Here is a 17,384-nt window from a genome sequence, read left to right as displayed (position 1 = left end):
GGCCGGGCTCCCGGCCGGCGGAAAACTAGTCGCGGACGGGCTCTGTGCGCAAGACGAGCGACTGGTACATGACCGACATCGGACGCGGATCTCCGGGCGCGAAGAGCGTGGGAGAGGCGTTGCCCCGGGCATAGCGGAGACGCAGCTCGTGCCGTCCAGGCCCGATCTTTCCACGCGCGGAACGCGTGATGGCCCCATCCCGCGACAAATCTTCCCAGATACCAATCGTCTGTCCGTCGAGTTCAACGGTCACCCGTTGGTCGGCAATCGGGCTCCGGAAGCGTGCGTCGACGACGAGATCGCGCGGTTCGCTCACCTCGAATTCGAGGTCCGTGGACGGGGCCGTGGCCCAGCGCCAGGAGTCCTGGGGAGCTTTGGCGTCGCCTAGCCACTCCCAGCCGGAGAGGCCTCGCTTTTCGTCGATCATCGGCGAACGACGACGGCGCACCAGATCGATCGGGTTCGTGAGCACGACGACGAGTCGCGCCTTGCGGGCGGCTTCCTTGTCGACCCGACGGAACGTCTTCGGATCTCGTGGAATGAAAACGAGGCGCCCTGCTTTGGGGATCGAAACGTCGCCCATCGGCTGGCCGAACCGTTCGTAGAACTGCTCCGGACATCCCGCGGGAAGGCGATCCGCTGCGAGTTGAATCCCTGCGAAGTCGTTGGCGTAGAAGAAGTCCGTGAAGAAGTCCCACTCGGCATCCGTCAAGCAGCGCGTTTGCTTGTCGGCGTCGACCGGATCGGGATCGTCCGGATCCCACATCTTCGGCCAGCCCTCGTCGACGAAGGGTTGCGTCTGGGAAGGGTGCACGCGACCGAGGTACTGGCCGATCACCTTCTTGTGGTGGAAGCGCTGGAGCGCGTAGACGCTCTTCAGCTTTTCCATGTACGGGCACAAGTAGGCGAGGTCCCCGTTGCCACCGAGGATGCAGAACGGGAAGTCGAGGACCGCTTCGCCGGGGAGCTCTTCGATCTTCTTCATGTGGGCCATGAAGCGGTCGTCGAAGGCGAACGCCGGGTGCGCCATCTTGATCGTGGAGAACGTGTAGACCTCGAGGAGGCACAGGGCCGCGAGCAACCCGACGAGCCCGCGCCGAACCAACGTGGGGAGTGCAGCAGGCGCGATACCGAGCGCGAAGAGTGCGAGCACCGTGCTGTAGATGACCGTGGCGCGCGAGAAGACGCGGGTGAACGCAAACCACGGCATCCAGCGAACCAGATCGAAGTCGGGACGGCTGACGACGAACGCCACGAAGACCCCGACCAGCGGAACGTACCGCAAGCGCTTCTTGGCCTGGACGAGACCGAGGATCCCGAGCAGCAAGAGGAAGAGGCCCGCGCCGCCGGAGCCGATGCCGACCTCCGCTTGGTCTCCCCAAATCTGGAGGAACTTCGGCTGCTGCGAAGGATGAATCCAGGGGAAATACGGGATGAGCAGGCGAATCGGCTGCGACCACCAAACGCCGAGGGGGACGCTCTTGAAGTCGTACTTTTTCGTGGCCGCGAGGATCTGCGCGACGATCGAGCCGTAGAGAACGGCGAACACGCCGATAACCGCCACGAGTCCGACGATTCGAGGCCAGTGCTCTTTCAGCTCGATGCGTGCCTCTCGACCGAAGCGTGCGAGGTCGGACTCCGCGTGATCGACGCCGCGCTTACGCTGCACCGCGCGGAACGCGAGCAAGCAGGCCGTGAAGACGCACGTGGCGAGAAGCGACGTGAGCGAGTAGCCGAGCACGTGCCCGAGCTCGAGGCCGAAGCAGAGGACGAGAAGCAGCGTGCGGACGAGGACGAGCGAGAGCGTGATGGGGCGCCTTGCGACGAGGCGCTCCACGATGACGAAGTCACAGACGATCGCGAGCGTCGCCCAGTGAACGCACGCCATGTTGAAGTGGTACGGGTACTTCTGCGCACCGTAGAAATTGAAGCAGTTCGCGAGAATCGCCGCGCACGCTGCCTTGACGTCACCATGGTCTTTGCGGAGGAGCGCGAAGGTGCCGTATGCCGAAACGACGAGGCCGCCGAGGTAATAGAACTGCAGCCACGGCCCGCGACCGAAGAGGTGCGCGAGGAGCGTGAAGAGGAGGTCGCGCTCGACGCAGAAGCTCTGGAGCGCCTGGTTCGTTCCGAACGGATAGAAGACCTGATCGTTCTCGAGCCCGAGGTGGGGGAGGGGCGTGAACGTCAGGTTCTTCGAGACGTAGTAGCTGAGGTACTCGTAGAGGAACGACTCGACGTGGTCGCCGATCGGTCCCTTGAAGTTGCGAATGACGATGGCGGCGAAGATGGCGAGCGATGCCGCGATGGCGAGCACGCACGCGACGAGCCGCTTGCGATTCGCGCGCGGGTCGCCGGCGGCCGACGCCGGCGCTCGGGTTTCGACGCCGCTCTCGACACTCGAATCGAGCGGGCTCACTTTCCTTTGCGCTGAAGCTGCTGACGAGCCGCGGTCTGAACCGCCCCCGGAACTTCCTTGCTCTTGGCGATCGTCTTCAGGTCGTTTTCGCGAAGGTACGTGATCCATTTCGCCGCGTGCCCAAATGGTGTGCGTGGGTTGGCGACGAGGTTGTACTTGACCATGTAGTGGCGCGTCCACTCGCGGTTCATGGCGATCTCGCGGAGCACGTCTTCGCAAATGTTGCGTAGACCGGCGATGCGCACGACTTCGCTGTCACCCATGCCCGGCGCTTTGATCGCAGCTACGGCGACGAGCGGGTTCGCGTCGCGCACGCCGAGCATGCGTACGGCCTTCGCATCGAGTCGAACCTCGTCGACCTCCCGTCCCTTCTCGTCGTAGACCTTGAGCGTTGCCAGCTGGAGCATCCGGATCTTCGCGGGCGGCCTGAGGTCGGCCCAGATCGCGTGCAGCGGCTTGAGGAGCTCGGTGACTTCCTCCTGACCGGTCTCGTCGTTCAGCGCGTGGGTGTCGTCGCCGTCGGCGAGTTGGACCTCGCTCGCGAGCTTCTCGACGTCGTTGAACTGCGTGTCGTCGAACGATGGCTCTTCCGTGGCCTCGGCAATGAGCTCGCCGGCAATTGCGGCGGCCGCCTGCTCGAACGCGGGAATGCCTTTGAGTTCGATCTTGTTGCGGACGGCGAGTTCCAAGATGCGGTCCGCCGTCGACATCCGCGTGTGCTTGTTGAGGTAGAGCTTCTCGATGATCGCCGGGTTTGCGAGAAGACGCTCTTCGTTCGTCGCGATGAGCTCGCAGACGAGCTCGCTGCTGACGGCGGCCATCGAGGCCACTGTCTCGGGATGCAACGATGGATGGAGGAGAACCTTCTCGGCGACGGCAGCGTCCTTCGCGCAGAGTGGCGCGATGACGTCGAGGACACCCGGCTGGAGCGACCCACCGAGCGCGCCGTTGAGGAGTGGCGCCGGGAGGTTTTCGAGGGTCTTCTTCGCCTGCTCGGCGGGTGCTCCCTCGCCGAGCGAGAGAAGCACCACGACCGCGAGCGTGTCGCCGGGCTTGAGGCCGGGGACGACGCCCTTGGCAGCCATGGCCTTGAGCGGGGCCGGCCCGTTCGGATCGAGGATCTTCTGGGCAGGGCCAGGGAGGGCGGCGATGTCGATCGGAAGCGTCACGGGAGGAGCCGGATTCTATACCCCTTTTGGAGGAGGTGGCGGCCGGCGTTGCTGCGTGGAGGTGTCACCCGTTCGGAGGACGCGCGGCACGCAAGCACTAGCGCTGCCGGGGCGTGCGATTTATCTTCGACCTCGAATCAATACGAGTCCGGTCTCGTCTCAGAGTAGGTCTCGTTTCACAGGAGCCTCAGGAGCAAACGACGATGGGTGTCTTCGACTTCGTGAAGAACGGCGTGCGCGAGATCATGGTCGCCCGTCCGGACCAGGCCAAGCACCTCATCATCTACAAGCACCCGGACCAGAACGTCCCGAACTGGACGCAGCTCACCGTCGACAGCGACGAGTGCGCCGTCTTCTTCAAGGATGGTCGCGTCGTCGGCGTGCTTCCGCCGGGGCGTCACACGCTCTCGACGCAGAACATTCCGTTCCTCAACAACATCGTCAACCGCTTCACCGGCGGCGACGTGTTCATCAGCGAGATCTTCTTCGTGAAGACCTCGCCCGTTCGCTCGGTGCCGTTCGGCGGTCCGATCGGCGACATGATCGACCCGCTCACGGGTGAGCAGGTCATCCCGCGCATCTTCGGCGAGTTCTCGCTCGTCGTGACCGACCCGGTGCGTTTCATCGTCGGCTACACCGGCCAGGCGGCGCAGGGCGACAACGACGCGATCCTCTCCTGGATCAAGGGCCTCTTCATGAACGGCGTGAAGACCACGCTGGGAGAGCTCTGCGAGGTCGAGCAGAAGAGCGTGCTCCAGGCCGTCTCGCTCACGAGCAAGCTCGCGAACGCGTTCGTCGCGAATGCGCCCGATCTCAACGAGATCGGCGTGCGCATCCTGCAGATGGGCCAGTTCAACCTGAACTTCTCGGAGGACGATCGCCAGCGTCTCGTGGCGGCGAACGCCGAGATCGCGAAGGCGAACCGAGGCGTGAAGGTGGCCGAGGCGCAGGCCAAGGCGAAGCAGTTCGAGCTCGATCAGAAGTACAGCCAGGACGCGCGCTACGTTCAGAATCTCGCCGGCAACTACCAGAACTACGCCGCCGGTCAGGCGATCATCGGCGCCGGCCAGGGCATGGCGCAGCACGGCGTCGACGGCGGCGTTGCGGGCGCAGGCATCCAGATGGCGCTGGGCGTCAACATGGCGAACCAGATGGCGGGCGCCATGCAAGCGCAGCCTGCGCAAGCGCAGCAGCCCCAGTTCTCGCCGGGCGGCGCGACCGTGACCTGCTCGAAGTGCAACACCCGCCAGCCGGGTGGGAAGTTCTGCGCGGAGTGCGGAAACGCCCTCGCACAGGCGAAGAAGTTCTGCACGGGATGTGGGCAGGAAACGTCGCCGGCCGCGAAGTTCTGTGCAAATTGCGGCACCTCGACGAGCGCGAGCGCCCCGCTGTCGGCGCGCTGAAGCGGCTTTTTCAGCCGGATGAGGATAAACTGACGACGTGATCCGCGAGGTGAGCGTCGTCGGTGTCGTCCTCCTTGGCCTCCTCGCCATTCCCGCCTGCGGATCCGACCGCGGCGAGAGCGGGCTCAACGCGCCATGCACGCGATCGAAGGATTGTGAGCGTGACTTGATCTGCGAGAAGGGCGTCTGCACGAGCGCCGATGCATCGGTTCTGGGCGCGGACGCCGGCGTGGATGCAGCGGATGCCGGCGACTGACACGATCAAAGAATTCGTCGACGTGAAGCGCTGTGCCGAGTGCGGCTCGCGCTTCCGGGCCGATGCTGCGTTCTGCCCGTTCGACGGCGCGGGCCTCGTCACGAGCACGTGGGATCCGAGCGCCGATCGCCTGCTCGGAACCGTCATCGATCGTCGCTACGAAGTCGTCGCCCCGCTCGGGGAAGGCGGCATGGGAACCGTCTACAAGGTTCGCCACGTCACGCTCGATCGCCTCTTTGCACTGAAGGTGCTGCGGGCGGAGCTCGCGTCGGATGCCCAGCTGGCGGCCCGCTTCGTCCAGGAGGCGCGCGCTACGGCCGCCATCAAACATCCCTCGGTGGTGGCCATCACCGACTTCGGCGCTTTGCCGGACGGCGCCCCGTACTTCGTGATGGAGTTGCTCCAGGGCGAGACGCTCGCGACGCGCCTGCGTGCGCGCGGGCCCTTGGCGCCGTTCGAAGCTGCGCTCGTGGCGCGCGCGATCGCCGACGGGCTCGAAGCGTCGCACGCTGTGGGCGTCATTCATCGCGATCTCAAGCCGGAGAACGTGTTCTTGGTCGGACGCTCACTCGGCCGCGCGCCCGAGGCCGACATTCGCATCGTGGACTTCGGCGCGGCGAAGATCGTCGGTAAGACGAACAAGCTGACGCGGCCAGGCGTGGTCTTCGGAACGCCCTATTACATGGCGCCGGAGCAGGCGAGCGGTGAGCGCGTCGATGCGCGCACCGACGTCTACGCGCTCGGCGTCGTGCTCTACGAGATGGTGACGGGCACCGTGCCATTCGGGGCCGACACGTACATGGGCGTGCTCACGAAGCACCTCTTCGAAGTCCCCCAGAGCCCCGCGATGCGAACACGCATGGACCTCGGCGAGCTCGAGCCGATCATCATGAAGGCGCTGGCCAAGGAGCCGGCCAAGCGGTTCGACAGTGCGGGGGAGTTGGCACTGGCGCTCGCGCGACTAACGGCGAAAGCCGTCGATGTCGTTCGCTCACGACCTGGGGCGGGCCGCACGCTCGTCCTTCAAACGGTCGACACGGCGGACCACATCGAGCGCTCGATCCGGAACCTCGAGGCGAAGGAACGCGAGCGTCGGCAGCGACTCGTGGCCATCGTTCTCACGACCGCCGCGTTCGTGGCCTGCTTGGCCGTCAGCGCGTTCGGCATCCTCCGTGGTCGATCGACGAGTGCCCCTGAGCCCCCGGCTCCCGTATCGACGGTATCGATCGCGGCTCCGCCGTCGCCGAGCGCGACCGTGGTGCCTCCACCGGTCGAGACCGCCGAGCTGTCGGAGCCCACGCCTACGGCCGAGCCTTCGAGCGCTCCGAGCGCGCTCGCGTCCTCCACTTCCGCCGTCGAACCCACACCGAAACCGTTCAAGGGGCCGGTCGGGCCGGCGGTGACGCCGAAGGATCCCAAGCCCGCAGCCTCGCCCGCCCGACGCGCGGATGAGTTTTCCGATCCCTGGGCCCCGCGCGCCCAATAACGACTTACGGAAACGGACGCGCGTCTTGCTGAGCCGTGCGCGTGAAGCGTGACGTCGGAAGGCAAAATTCGTCCCCGTGGCTCGCAAAAGCGGACGGAAACGTTGACAGTCACAGGGCCCGAGGCGGATCCTTCCGAGGCCCTCTTGGCCAAGAAGAAGATTCTCCTCGTCGATGCGGACCAGCGCAGCTTGCGGGTCCTCGAGGTCAGCCTGCGCAAGGCTGGCTACAACTTGACGTGCGTCCACGACGGTCAGTCGGCGCTCGACGTCGTCGAGCACCAGCAGCCCGATTTGGTCATCTGCGATACGAAGCTGCCCAAGCTCGACGGCTACGGCTTCGTGCGACGCCTGAAGGACCACCCGGACTGGGCACACATCCCGGTCATTTTCCTCGCGAGTCAGCGCTCGGTCGAAGACAAGATTCGCGGCCTCGAGCTCGGCGTCGAGGACTACCTCACGAAGCCCATCTTCGTCCGCGAGCTGCTCGCTCGCGTAAACGTGGTCCTCGCGCGACGCACGCAGGAGAGCTTGGCGGCGAAGCCCTCGTCGGCGCTGCTCAAAACACGGTTCTCTGGCTCGATCGCGGACATGACCGTGATCGACCTCCTGCAGACGTTCGAGATCTCGCGCAAGAGCGGCACGATCACGTTCAAGAGCGGCAGCCGCCTCGGGTACGTCTGGTTCCGCGACGGCAAGGTCATCGATGCCGAGGTCGGTGGGCTTCGTGGCGAAGAGGCCGTTTACCGCCTCCTCGTGTGGAGCGAAGCGGACTTCGAGGTCGACTTCGGCAACATCGATCGCGAAGACGTGGTCGAAACCCAGACGTCGGCCCTCGTCATGGAAGGCATGCGCCGCGCCGACGAGTGGGGCCGCCTGATCGAGCAGATCCCGCCGCTCGCCGGCATTTTCGAGGTCGATTCTGAACGCCTCGTCGATCGCCTCAGCGAGATCCCCGACGAGCTGAACGGCATCCTCCGCCTCCTCGACGGCCGGCGCACGCTCGCAGAGGTCGTCGACGAATCACCGTTCGAGGACCTTTCGACGCTGACGACGCTCTCGAAGCTGTACTTCGAGGGGCTTCTGGTCGGCGTCGTTTCGCCTCCGCCCGAACGCGTCGTGCCCTCGACCAACGAGCCCGCGATCGTCGACAAGACGGCGTCCGAAGCCATGGTCGAGCTCGCGCGGTCGCCGCACGAAGACGTCACCGTGCCGGCGCCGCCCGTCGTGCCGGCCGCCGCGATGCCTTCGCCTTCGCCGCCACACGCCGCGATTCCGCGCCCAGGCCAGATTGCGCGCGGGGCCGGCGTTTCTCCCAAGACACGTACGAAGCCCTTCAATCCTGCAGCGCTCGGTGCGCTCGTCGCCGACGCGAAGGCCGCCCGGGCTGCGAAGGCGGGAGACGCGAAGCCGGAGGCGAAGAACGGCGAAGCGAAGGCTCCCGAAACGAAGCCGGTCGAGACCAGCGGCGAACCCCGCGTCGAGACCGAACCTGCCGAAGCGAAGGCTGGCGAGCCGAAGGTTGGCGAGCCGAAGCCGGCGGAGGTCGCCAAGGCTCCGGAGCCGTCGAAGCCGATCGAGACCTCGGCGCAGCCCGCGTCGTCGCTCGTCCGCACGCAGAAGATGAACGTGGTGCTCGCGCCACCGCCAGCGCCGAAGATCGAGCATGCCGCGGCGTCGGCGAACGTCCTCGTCGTGAAGGAACCGCTCGCCAACGAAGCGGACGTCGTCGACGCGCCGGATTCCTCGACGTCGCTAGCGGCGGCCGTCACCGCCCCTACACCTGAACCTCCGCCGCCCGCACCTGCTCCCGAGCCGCCCGCGATCGTGTTCGCGAAGCGAACGCCGTCGGTCGTCGATTGGGCCGAAGCGAACAACAAGACGGTCGCGTCCGACGCGGCGCCCAAGGCCTCGGCACGATCGGACGAGAACGGCTCGCCCGTCGACGCGTGGGCGGAAGACGAGATCGAGCTCCCCACGCGCGCTCCGCGTGTCAGTGGGCGCAAGGTCGCCATCGGCGTGATGGGGGCGGCGATTGGCATCGCGGTCATCGCGCTCTTCGCGCGCTCCACCTATCGCGGACAACACGACACAGCCCAGGGCCTTGGCCTGCCGCTTCGCGATGCCGGGAGTGTGACAGCAACGTCGAGTGCTTCGCCGGTGGCGACGGTGGCGGCTGCTCCGACGAACGAGGCTCCCGAGTCCGCGCCCACGACCGTCGAACCGCCCTCCGAAACGCCGGCGGCGCCCGTTGTGAAGGCGGCCGAACCCACCCCGACGACCCGTGAACGCACGCGCCCTTCGTCGGACCAGACAGGAGCATCGGGGGTCTCGGGCACGAACGCGGAGACCACGACGGCAGCCAAGGCCGACGCGAAGTCCGCGGCTTCCGACAAGCCTGCGCCTCCCGGACCGCCGAGCTCCGAGTCGTTCACCGAAGCTGCCCAGAAGGCACTCGAGAAGGACGACAAGCACGCGAGCGGCCGCGCCGCCGAGCTCGCTTGGCAGGCGACGCAGAAGGATCCCGGCAACGCCGAGGCGTGGCTCACGCTCGGTGCGGCGTACCAGCAGCTCGGCAAGAAGTGGCAGGCGCTCGAAGCCTACCGCTCGTGCGCGAAGAAGGCCCAGGGCCCGCGCGTCGCCGAGTGCCGCGCGCTCGCCGGCATGGACTAGCGCGCCGCCTAGCGAACGCGCGGGTCGAGCAAGCCGTACGCGAAGTCGACGACGATCGTCATCAGCACGACGGCGAGCGACGTCACGATCACGCATCCCATGATGATCGGGCCGTCGCGATCCAGCATCGCGTTCACGCTGAGCGAGCCTAGCCCCGGCCAGCGGAAGATGGCCTCGGTCACGATCGCGCCTCCGATGAGCGCACCGATTTCGAGGCCGAGGACCGTCACGATCGGCATGAGCGCGTTGCGGAAGGCATGCCGGAGGACGACGCCGCCCTCCGACAGACCCTTGGCGCGGGCGGTGCGGACGTAGTCTTGGTTCAGCTCGCGCAGCATCTCGTCGCGAACGAGCCTCGTGTAGTACGCCGCCCCGAACACGCCGAGTGTCATGGCCGGAAGAACGAGGCTCGCCGCGTGCGATGCGAAGGTGTCGCCGTATCCGTCGAGGGGCAGTAGGCGCAGGCGATACGCGAAGAGCCACTGCAAAAATAGGCCGATCACGAACGTTGGGGCGCTCACGCCGACGAGGCTTCCGGTGACGGCGAGGTGGTCGACGAGCGTGCGCTTGCGCGATGCCGCGAGCGTTCCCGCGATGGCCCCGAACAGCGCTTGGAGGCAGGCTGCCGTTACCGCCAGGAGCGCCGTTCGCGGAAAGCGCTCGGCGAGAATGGTCACGACGGGCCGGCGCTGCTGGTAGCTCCTCCCCAAATCGACGTGGATCGGGCCGAAGGTCGCGCAGGTGCCGTGGGCCTTGTCGGAGGGCTCGACGTTGCTCGGACCCGTGTGGACGAGCCGCTGGAAGAAGCGTGCGTACTGCACGTAAACGGGGCGATCGAGCCCGAGGTCTTTACGGATACGCTCCACGTCTTGCGGGCGTGCTTGTGGGCCGGCCACCATGCGTGCCGGATCGGTCGGCAGCGCGTTGTTGACGAGGAACGCGAGCGAGACCGTGGCCCACACCACGAACACGGCCCAAAGGAGCCTCCGCGCGAGCTTGCGGATCACCGCGAACCCTCCGGACGTCCGAGGAGGCTGCCGAGCACGTTCTCGGGCGAGAAGGCACGCGCCGCGACGGGGCCCATCGCGCGATCGACCCACACGCGCGTCATGTCGTTCGTCCACATGGGGTGCGAGTGATAGTTCCGCACGTACGGCTGACGCTGCGTGTAGTACCGGTAGTAGTACGAGAACGCCCAAGGAGCGTCGTCGCAGAGGATCTCCTGCGTCTCGACGTAGATCTTCTTGCGCTTGTCGTCGTCGAGCTCGTGGCGCGCCCGGTCGATGAGCTCGTCGACGCGCGGGTTCTTGTAGAAGGACCAGTTGTTCGAGTCCTCGTCGTTGATCGAGCGCGAATGGAAGAGCGGCTCGAGGATGCTCCCCGCGTCCGGATAATCCTGCTTCCAGAACGCCGGACCGAACGCGGACTGACCGCGACGCCCTCGGATGGCGAGGAACGTGGGGTAGTTGACGATCCGGATCTCGATGCGGATGCCGATCTTCGCGAGCTGCTGCGCCAGCACCTGGGCCACGAACTCGGAGAGACTCTGCTTGTATGCGATGTACGGGATGACGTGCGGGTACCCGCCGGTCTTCGTGACCGGATCGTACGGGTAGCCGGCGCGACGCATGTGCTCGAGCGCGGCTTCGTAGTCGTACGTCTGTCCGCGCAACGTGTCGTCATGGCCGAACACGCCGGGCGGCACCGGTTGGTTCGCCGCGTTCAGATTGGCCGCGCGCACGAGCCGGATCTCGTCGCGATTGACCGCTGCGGCCACGGCACGCCGAACCTCGACGTTGTCGAACGGCGGCATCTCGGTGTTCATCGCGTCGCCGGCGATCTGCAGCTCGGCCTCGTATTCGCCGAACGGCTTCCAGCGAGGATCGGCCTGGAATTTCAGGAGATCGGGCGCGAGGAAGTCGCGCAGAATGTCTTGCTCGCCATGCGCGAAACGGAAGCGCTGGCTCGTCTGGTTCACGTTGAAGAGGAACCGAACGCCGTCGAGATAGGGGAGGCCGGGGCGGAAGTAGCCCTCGTGGCGAACGACATTGATTTCGCGCGCACGCTCCCATCCGTTCGGAGGAAGCTTGAACGGGCCCGCGCCGCACGGATGCCAGGTGTCCGTGTAGCGCGTGCCCGCGCTCTTGCAGACGGGGCGAAGCGTCGGCAGCGCGAGGACCGAGAGGAAGGCGGCGTCCTTGTCTTTGAGGTGGAAGGAGACGACGTAACGCCCGTCGACCTGCACGCCTTCGAGGGTCTCGGTCTTCTTGGCGGCGAACTCGCCGAAGCCGACGAGCGACTCGAAGTAGGACGACGACGGATTCGGTGCGGAGGGATGCAGCGCGCGTTCGACCGAGCGCTTGACGTCGTCGGCGGTGACCTCCTCGCCGTCGTGGAACCGCGCTCCCTGATGCAGATAGAAGCGGAGCGTCTTGCCTCCGTCTTCGACCGTCCAGCGCTCGGCGAGATCGGGGACGATCTTGCCGTTCGCGTCGTAGTCGACGAGTCCTGCGAAGATCGCCTCCAGCACTTGCGGCGCGAGGCCGTCGCTGATGTTCGCCGGATCGAGCCCGCGCAGATCGCTGAAGCTCGCGACGGTGACCACGCCTCCGCGGCGCGGCTCCGTCGTGTCCGGATGGGCGGCAGGAATCGGCGCCGGAATCTCCTGGGTGCAGCCGCTCGACAAGACGTCGGCGCCGAGCAGGCACGCCTCAATGCTTCTGCGGATCGAGCGCATCGCGCAGGCCTTCTCCGAGGAGGTTGAAGCCAAGGACGCTCAGCATGATCGCTGCGCCGGGCGCGACCGCAATCCATGGCGAGGTCGTGATGTAGTCCTGACCGTCGAACAGCATGTGCCCCCACGTCGGCGTGGGCGGCGCGATGCCGGCGCCGAGATAGGAGAGAACGCTCTCGGCGAGAATCATCTGCGCGACCGAAACGGTCGAGACGACGACGAGAGGGCCCATCACGTTGGGCAGAACGTGACGAAGCAAGATGCGCGGCGTGCTCTGGCCGAGCGCACGCGCGGCCGTCACGAAGTCGTGGTGACGGATCTGGAGCGTCTTGGCGCGCAGAACGCGTGCCGTACCGAGCCAGCCGGTGAGCCCAAGCGTGAGGAAGATGGTCGTCGACGTCGTCCGATCGAGGGCTGCGCCGAGCGCCATGACGATGAGCAGAAACGGGAAGGCGAGGCCGACGTCGACGATGCGCATGAGCACGGTGTCGATGGTCTGCCCCTCGAACCATCCGGCGACGATGCCGACCACGGCGCCGACGACCGATGCGACCACCGTGGCCGCGATGCCGATGAAGAGCGAGACGCGAGCGCCCACTGCAAGGCGGCTCAGCTGATCGCGGAACAGGCGGTCGGTGCCGAGCGGAAAGGCGGAGCTTGGTCCGACAGGGAGATGATCAGGCGAGATCCCGCGCGCGAAGTCGCTTGCGTTCGGATCCTTCGTAACGAGGAGCGGCCCGAAGACGGCGAACAGAAGGATGGCTGCCACGATGGCGGAGCCTACGACCGCCGCACGGTTTCTCGAGCCGGGCAGGGCGCGCTTCGTCGTCCGGATCGGCGGCACGAGCATCGTGGGCTTTACCGCGATTGCACGGACCGGGCCGTCGGTTGACGGCGTGAGGGAACCGCCTCGAGGAACGACGTCAGGGTGGTGGCGAAGGCTTCGGGCACCTCTGCGGGCGGGCACCGACCGCACTCGAGCACCTCGAAACGCCCGCGAAGCTCGCGTGCGAGTCGACGGCCGCGCTCGACCGGGGCGAGTCGATCATCGCGCCCCCAGACGACGAGCGAGTCGGCCGTCACGCGCGGAAGGCGAGCGACCAGCGTGCGCGTGTCAGCCTTCGCGACGATGGTGGCGTGCGCGGCTTGACGGGCCGCCGGAGCATTGAAGCTCGCGTAGGTCGACTCCACGCGCCCCTGTGGAATACGCGAAGCGCCGGCGTAGACCGTCCCATGCAAGTACTTACGGAAGAGCGCCATGCCCATGAGCTGACGCCAGAGCAGCGCTCCACCGATCGGCGTGCGGGCCGCGCGATCGAGGAAGTGTTCGTCGTCGGGATAGACGAGCGCGTCGACGAGCACGAGCTTGTGGACGAGGGAAGGGTGCTTTGCCGCGAGCGTCAGGGCCACTCCACCGCCCATGCCGTGGCCGCAGACGCTGATGCGACCAAGCCCGAGCGCTGCGACGAGATCGAAGAGCGAGTCGGCGAAGGCGTCGTAGCCGTACGCGTAGCGCTGCGGATCAGGTTTCTCGCTCGCACCGAAGCCGGGAAGATCGGGCGCGACCACGCGGAACGAGCCAGCGAGGTGCGCGATCGTCTCGTGGAACGTGTCGCTGTGGACAACTGCGTCGTGGATCAGGAGCAGCGCGGGCCCCGCGCCTGCTTCGACGACGCGAATGCGGGCTCCGCGCGCCGAAACGTCCTTCGACGAGCGTGACGATGAGCCCGAGAAACCTAGTCCTTGTCCGGGCGTCCGTGACACGCGCCGACGATAGCACGGGCCCGACCTCCGGAATTTGGACCTTGTGCGATGGAGTGCGCGACGATTTCACCACGCGCTCCGAGCGAGCCTCCGGGAGACGTTTCGAGCCGCCCGATCGCGTCGCCGTGAGGGGGTCAAATTCGCGCCTAGCGGCTGACCTTCACGAAGGGTTTCGTGCGTCCATTGCTATGACATTTTCTGTCACGGCACCGATCTAAACGCGCGAACACAGTTCCATAATGGAAAGGCGCAAAAAAAACGCGATCACCGCGTTGACCCTCGTCTTTTGGTCGGAATAGAGTCGCTCGGGTCGGACCTGACGCCGGACGAGCTTTCCATTCGGAAACGCCGTCCAGGCAACCTCCAAGAGTCTTCGAAAGTCGACTGCGGACGAGGTAGGCGAGCAAGACGGACTGGTCTCACGAACGCGAGCGCATGGGGGTGCGACGAGCGAGGGACTTCCGGTCTTCTCACCAGGTAGTGGAATCGGTCACGGGGCAGTCGCTGCAGCAGTCTTTGCCGGCAGCGAGGCCTACTCCCGTGCGAGCGGTCGCGTTTCGTCTTGCCCCGCAAGAGGACGCAGATGGCTCCCACGGACTTCAATAAGTATTCGCGGAACGCCGGATCAAGGCCTCAGAACGAAGATGACCGAGCACACGTTCGATAGCAGCAAGCAGCAACTCAACGTCGGGTCGAGCGACGTGGAGGAACTCGGGCGCCGGCTCGGGCGCATCTTCTCTCGTGGCTTCCGTGGTGTGGAAGAACGCCGGCTTGCCGGTGATCGGGTCGCGAAGATCCTTGGCCTCGTCGCCGCGCGAGTTGCGCAGCCGGTGAGCGCCTGAAGAGACACTGAGCGCCGGCTGGCGCTCGTTCGATTCGAAGCGGGGAGGAAAAGGTAGCGCTCTGTAGGACGTCGGTCCTCGGAGCAGCTGCCACGGGAGGCGTGTGCCCTGCGCACCGCTTCCGCCGAGAGATCGGCATCAAGGACGTAGCTGGAGCGCTGGAGGAGCAATGGACGCAAAGAACGCGAGTGCCGAGCTTTTGGTCGAGGACGCATCCGACGTGACCCCGGTCACCGAGGGCGCGTTGGCCTTGAAGGTCGACGACCTGCAGGGCGAAGAGACGGTCACCCGCGAGCAGCGTCGTTCGCGTCGTAAGCGTGACGTGCGTGCGCGCACGATCAGCGTGAAGCGCATGACGAAGCGCGAGCTCGAGATGGGCCGCATGCTTTACCCGGACGTCGAGGACGTCCAGAAGCCGCGCACGCGCGCCGAGTGCGGAAACGGCGAGCGTCCGTGCCCCTTCGTCTCCTGCAAGCACCACCTCTACCTCGACGTGTCGGCTCGCACCGGCGCCATCAAGCTGAATTTCCCGGACCTCGAGGTCTGGGAAATGAACGAGACCTGCGCGCTCGACGTCGCCGATCGTGGCGGCACGACCCTCGAAGAGGTCGGCGCGATCATGAACCTTACGCGTGAGCGCATTCGCCAGGTCGAGGTCAAGGGCCTCGCCAAGCTCCAGGCGCTCAGCGACATGAACGCCCTCCGCGACTACGTCGACGAGGGTCCCGTCGGAAAGCGCCGCCTCCCCGTGCTCACCAAGGCGAAGAAGGAGGAGGAAGAGGAAGAGGAGGCCGAGACGGCCGACTCCGACTTCGACGCCGACGAGTTCGCGAGCGACGCGCTCGACGCCGAATGATTTTTTTCGTCTGAGACTTCAGCTTCGTCACGTTTCCTTGAGTCACTCCTGCAGACGGCCCGGGTTGCCAGCCCCCGGGCCGTCATTTTTTAAAGCGCCTGCATTCCTGAGCTTGTAAGCAGCCTTCGCCTGGGATTGACCTGGCCCGGCGGGGTAGCTAGACGGCGCGCATGCCCATCCGCACCGCGCTGCTTTCCGTCTCCGACAAGACTGGCCTCATGCCGTTCGCTGCGGCCCTGAGCAAGAAGGGCGTCACGATCCTCTCGAGCGGAGGAACGGCAAAATCGCTCGCGGCCGAGGGCATCCCGGTCGAGACGGTCGAGAACTACACGGGCTCGCCGGAGGTCATGGGCGGACGCGTGAAGACCCTGCACCCGCGCGTGCACGGCGGCATTCTCGCGCGCGAAGGAACGGACAACGCCGACCTCGAGCGACTCGGCGCGAAGTTCATCGACCTCGTCGTCGTGAACCTCTACCCGTTCGAAAAAGTCGCGAGCAATCCGAACGCTAGCTTCGAGGAGCTCATCGAGAACATCGACATCGGTGGTCCCTCGATGGTGCGCTCGGCGGCGAAGAACCACGCGCGCGTCACCATCGTGTGCGACCCCAGTGATTACGAGCGCGTCCTCGCCGAGATCGAGAGCACGGGTGAAGTTTCGACCTCGCTCCGTCGCGAGCTCGCCGCCAAGGCCTACGCGCACACCGCGGCCTACGACGCGGCCATCAGCGGTGTTCTTTCGGGCCCGCGCGCGGCGACCAGCGACGAAGCGTCGGCCAATCCCTATCCGCGCTACCTCACGCTGCCCTTCGAGCGCGCCTACGGCCTTCGTTACGGCGAAAACCCGCACCAGACGGGCGCGTTCTACGTCGAGCGCAGCGCAGAGCCGGGCACGATCGCCCGTGCCGAGAGCCTCGGCGCCGGCGGCAAGGAACTGAGCTTCAACAACCTCGTCGACGTCGACGCGGCCCTCGAGGCCGTCCGTGAGTTCGACCGCCCCGCGGCGGTCGTCGTGAAGCACACCAACCCGTGCGGCGTGGCCGTTTCCGGTGACCTCGCGAGCGCCTACAAGACCGCGCGTGATGCCGACGCCCTCTCGGCCTTCGGCGGCATCGTGGCCTTGAACCGCGAGGTCGACGAGGCCACCGCGAAGATCCTCGCCGAGACCTTCCTCGAGTGCGTCGTCGCCCCGAGCTTCAGCGGTTCGGCCCTCGAAGTGCTCCGCGCGAAGAAGAACCTGCGCCTCCTCGCGACGGGCGCGTGGCTCCCCGCCGATCACGCGGGCCTGACGTACAAGCGCGTTTCGGGCGGCCTCGTCGTCCAGGCGCGTGACGCGACGGCGCCCGGCGAGGTCACCAAGGGCAAGGTCGTCACCAAGCGTCAGCCCACGGCCGAGGAGCTCACCGGTCTCGAGTTCGCCTGGCGCGTCTGCAAGCACGTCAAGTCCAACGCCATCGTCCTCGCCAAGGGCGAGCGCACGGTCGGCGTCGGCGCAGGCCAGATGTCTCGCGTCGTTTCCGTCCAGATTGCAGGCGAGAAGGCGGGTGAGGAGTCGAAGGGAAGTGTCCTCGCTTCCGATGCTTTCTTCCCGTTCCCGGACGGCATCGAAGCGGCCGCGAAAAACGGCGTCACGGCTGTCGCGCAACCCGGCGGCAGCGTGAAGGATCCCGACGTCATCGCCGCCGCCGACCGTCTCGGCCTCGCGATGGTCTTCACGGGCGCGCGCCACTTCCGTCACTGATCGACGGCACTCGCGGAACGCGAGAGGACGAGCGGCAGCTGCTTCG

Annotated in this window: 13 protein-coding genes; 7 read left to right on the top strand and 6 right to left on the bottom strand. The window is 66.3% G+C overall.

Annotated features, from left to right (window positions below; translation table 11 throughout):
* Positions 1-25: 25 nt before the first annotated feature.
* Positions 26-2,419, bottom strand: coding sequence for a hypothetical protein (locus AKJ09_RS53780; RefSeq protein WP_169928374.1), 2,394 nt, complete (start codon positions 2,417-2,419; stop codon positions 26-28).
* A complete protein-coding gene (locus AKJ09_RS44415) occupies positions 2,416-3,588 on the bottom strand; it encodes a hypothetical protein (RefSeq protein ID WP_146653911.1) in 1,173 nt (390 codons plus the stop codon). The genes AKJ09_RS53780 and AKJ09_RS44415 overlap by 4 nt, the downstream gene beginning before the upstream one ends.
* A gap of 203 nt (positions 3,589-3,791) precedes the next feature.
* On the opposite strand from AKJ09_RS44415, the gene AKJ09_RS44410 reads away from it, so the two are divergent.
* From AKJ09_RS44410 to AKJ09_RS44395, 4 genes are all read left to right on the top strand, one after another.
* Positions 3,792-4,991, top strand: coding sequence for an SPFH domain-containing protein (locus AKJ09_RS44410; RefSeq protein ID WP_146653910.1), 1,200 nt, complete (start codon positions 3,792-3,794; stop codon positions 4,989-4,991).
* Positions 4,992-5,028: 37 nt separating this feature from the next.
* Complete coding sequence (locus AKJ09_RS44405) at positions 5,029-5,247, top strand: hypothetical protein (RefSeq protein WP_146653909.1); 219 nt, start codon at positions 5,029-5,031, stop codon at positions 5,245-5,247.
* A complete protein-coding gene (locus tag AKJ09_RS44400) occupies positions 5,234-6,733 on the top strand; it encodes a serine/threonine-protein kinase (RefSeq protein ID WP_169928373.1) in 1,500 nt (499 codons plus the stop codon). Before AKJ09_RS44405 ends, AKJ09_RS44400 begins: the two co-directional genes overlap by 14 nt.
* A 102-nt stretch (positions 6,734-6,835) precedes the next feature.
* A complete protein-coding gene (locus AKJ09_RS44395) occupies positions 6,836-9,403 on the top strand; it encodes a response regulator (protein WP_169928372.1) in 2,568 nt (855 codons plus the stop codon).
* A gap of 8 nt (positions 9,404-9,411) precedes the next feature.
* Here AKJ09_RS44395 and AKJ09_RS44390 read toward each other — a convergent pair whose 3' ends face one another.
* From AKJ09_RS44390 to AKJ09_RS44375, 4 genes are read right to left on the bottom strand one after another with little or no spacing between them, the layout of a single operon-like run.
* Entirely contained in the window at positions 9,412-10,410 is a 999-nt protein-coding gene (locus AKJ09_RS44390; protein ID WP_240488840.1) for an ABC transporter permease, read from the bottom strand.
* Positions 10,407-12,140: an ABC transporter substrate-binding protein gene (locus tag AKJ09_RS44385; protein WP_146653905.1), complete on the bottom strand. Its 1,734-nt coding sequence runs from the start codon at positions 12,138-12,140 to the stop codon at positions 10,407-10,409. The genes AKJ09_RS44390 and AKJ09_RS44385 overlap by 4 nt, the downstream gene beginning before the upstream one ends.
* A complete protein-coding gene (locus AKJ09_RS44380) occupies positions 12,115-12,987 on the bottom strand; it encodes an ABC transporter permease (RefSeq protein ID WP_146653904.1) in 873 nt (290 codons plus the stop codon). Before AKJ09_RS44380 ends, AKJ09_RS44385 begins: the two co-directional genes overlap by 26 nt.
* A gap of 8 nt (positions 12,988-12,995) precedes the next feature.
* A complete protein-coding gene (locus AKJ09_RS44375; protein ID WP_146653903.1) occupies positions 12,996-13,901 on the bottom strand; it encodes an alpha/beta fold hydrolase in 906 nt (301 codons plus the stop codon).
* A gap of 644 nt (positions 13,902-14,545) precedes the next feature.
* On the opposite strand from AKJ09_RS44375, the gene AKJ09_RS44370 reads away from it, so the two are divergent.
* The 3 genes from AKJ09_RS44370 to purH all read left to right on the top strand — a co-directional run bounded on the left by AKJ09_RS44370 (position 14,546) and on the right by purH (position 17,338).
* Positions 14,546-14,743, top strand: coding sequence for a hypothetical protein (locus AKJ09_RS44370; RefSeq protein ID WP_146653902.1), 198 nt, complete (start codon positions 14,546-14,548; stop codon positions 14,741-14,743).
* Between the two features lie 169 nt (positions 14,744-14,912).
* Positions 14,913-15,599 (top strand): sigma factor-like helix-turn-helix DNA-binding protein, encoded by a 687-nt coding sequence (locus AKJ09_RS44365; protein ID WP_146653901.1) that lies wholly within the window; start codon positions 14,913-14,915, stop codon positions 15,597-15,599.
* A 170-nt stretch (positions 15,600-15,769) separates the two neighbouring features.
* A complete protein-coding gene (purH, locus tag AKJ09_RS44360; RefSeq protein ID WP_146653900.1) occupies positions 15,770-17,338 on the top strand; it encodes a bifunctional phosphoribosylaminoimidazolecarboxamide formyltransferase/IMP cyclohydrolase in 1,569 nt (522 codons plus the stop codon).
* Positions 17,339-17,384: the final 46 nt, after the last annotated feature.

The organism is Labilithrix luteola (genome assembly GCF_001263205.1).
GTDB classification, from domain to species: domain Bacteria; phylum Myxococcota_A; class Polyangia; order Polyangiales; family Polyangiaceae; genus Labilithrix; species Labilithrix luteola.
Note: the sequence above shows the minus strand (reverse complement) of the source record. Positions and strands in the feature narration are given on the sequence as shown.

What these genes read in the sequence shown, in the direction of transcription:
- AKJ09_RS44410 (WP_146653910.1), top strand. Translation starts at nt 3,792, where the DNA reads ATGGGTGTCTTCGACTTCGTGAAGAACGGCGTGCGCGAGATCATGGTC.
- AKJ09_RS44370 (WP_146653902.1), top strand. Translation starts at nt 14,546, where the DNA reads ATGACCGAGCACACGTTCGATAGCAGCAAGCAGCAACTCAACGTCGGG.
- AKJ09_RS44365 (WP_146653901.1), top strand. Translation starts at nt 14,913, where the DNA reads ATGGACGCAAAGAACGCGAGTGCCGAGCTTTTGGTCGAGGACGCATCC.
- AKJ09_RS44380 (WP_146653904.1), bottom strand. Translation starts at nt 12,987, where the DNA reads ATGCTCGTGCCGCCGATCCGGACGACGAAGCGCGCCCTGCCCGGCTCG.
- purH (WP_146653900.1), top strand. Translation starts at nt 15,770, where the DNA reads ATGCCCATCCGCACCGCGCTGCTTTCCGTCTCCGACAAGACTGGCCTC.
- AKJ09_RS44400 (WP_169928373.1), top strand. Translation starts at nt 5,234, where the DNA reads ATGCCGGCGACTGACACGATCAAAGAATTCGTCGACGTGAAGCGCTGT.
- AKJ09_RS44385 (WP_146653905.1), bottom strand. Translation starts at nt 12,140, where the DNA reads ATGCGCTCGATCCGCAGAAGCATTGAGGCGTGCCTGCTCGGCGCCGAC.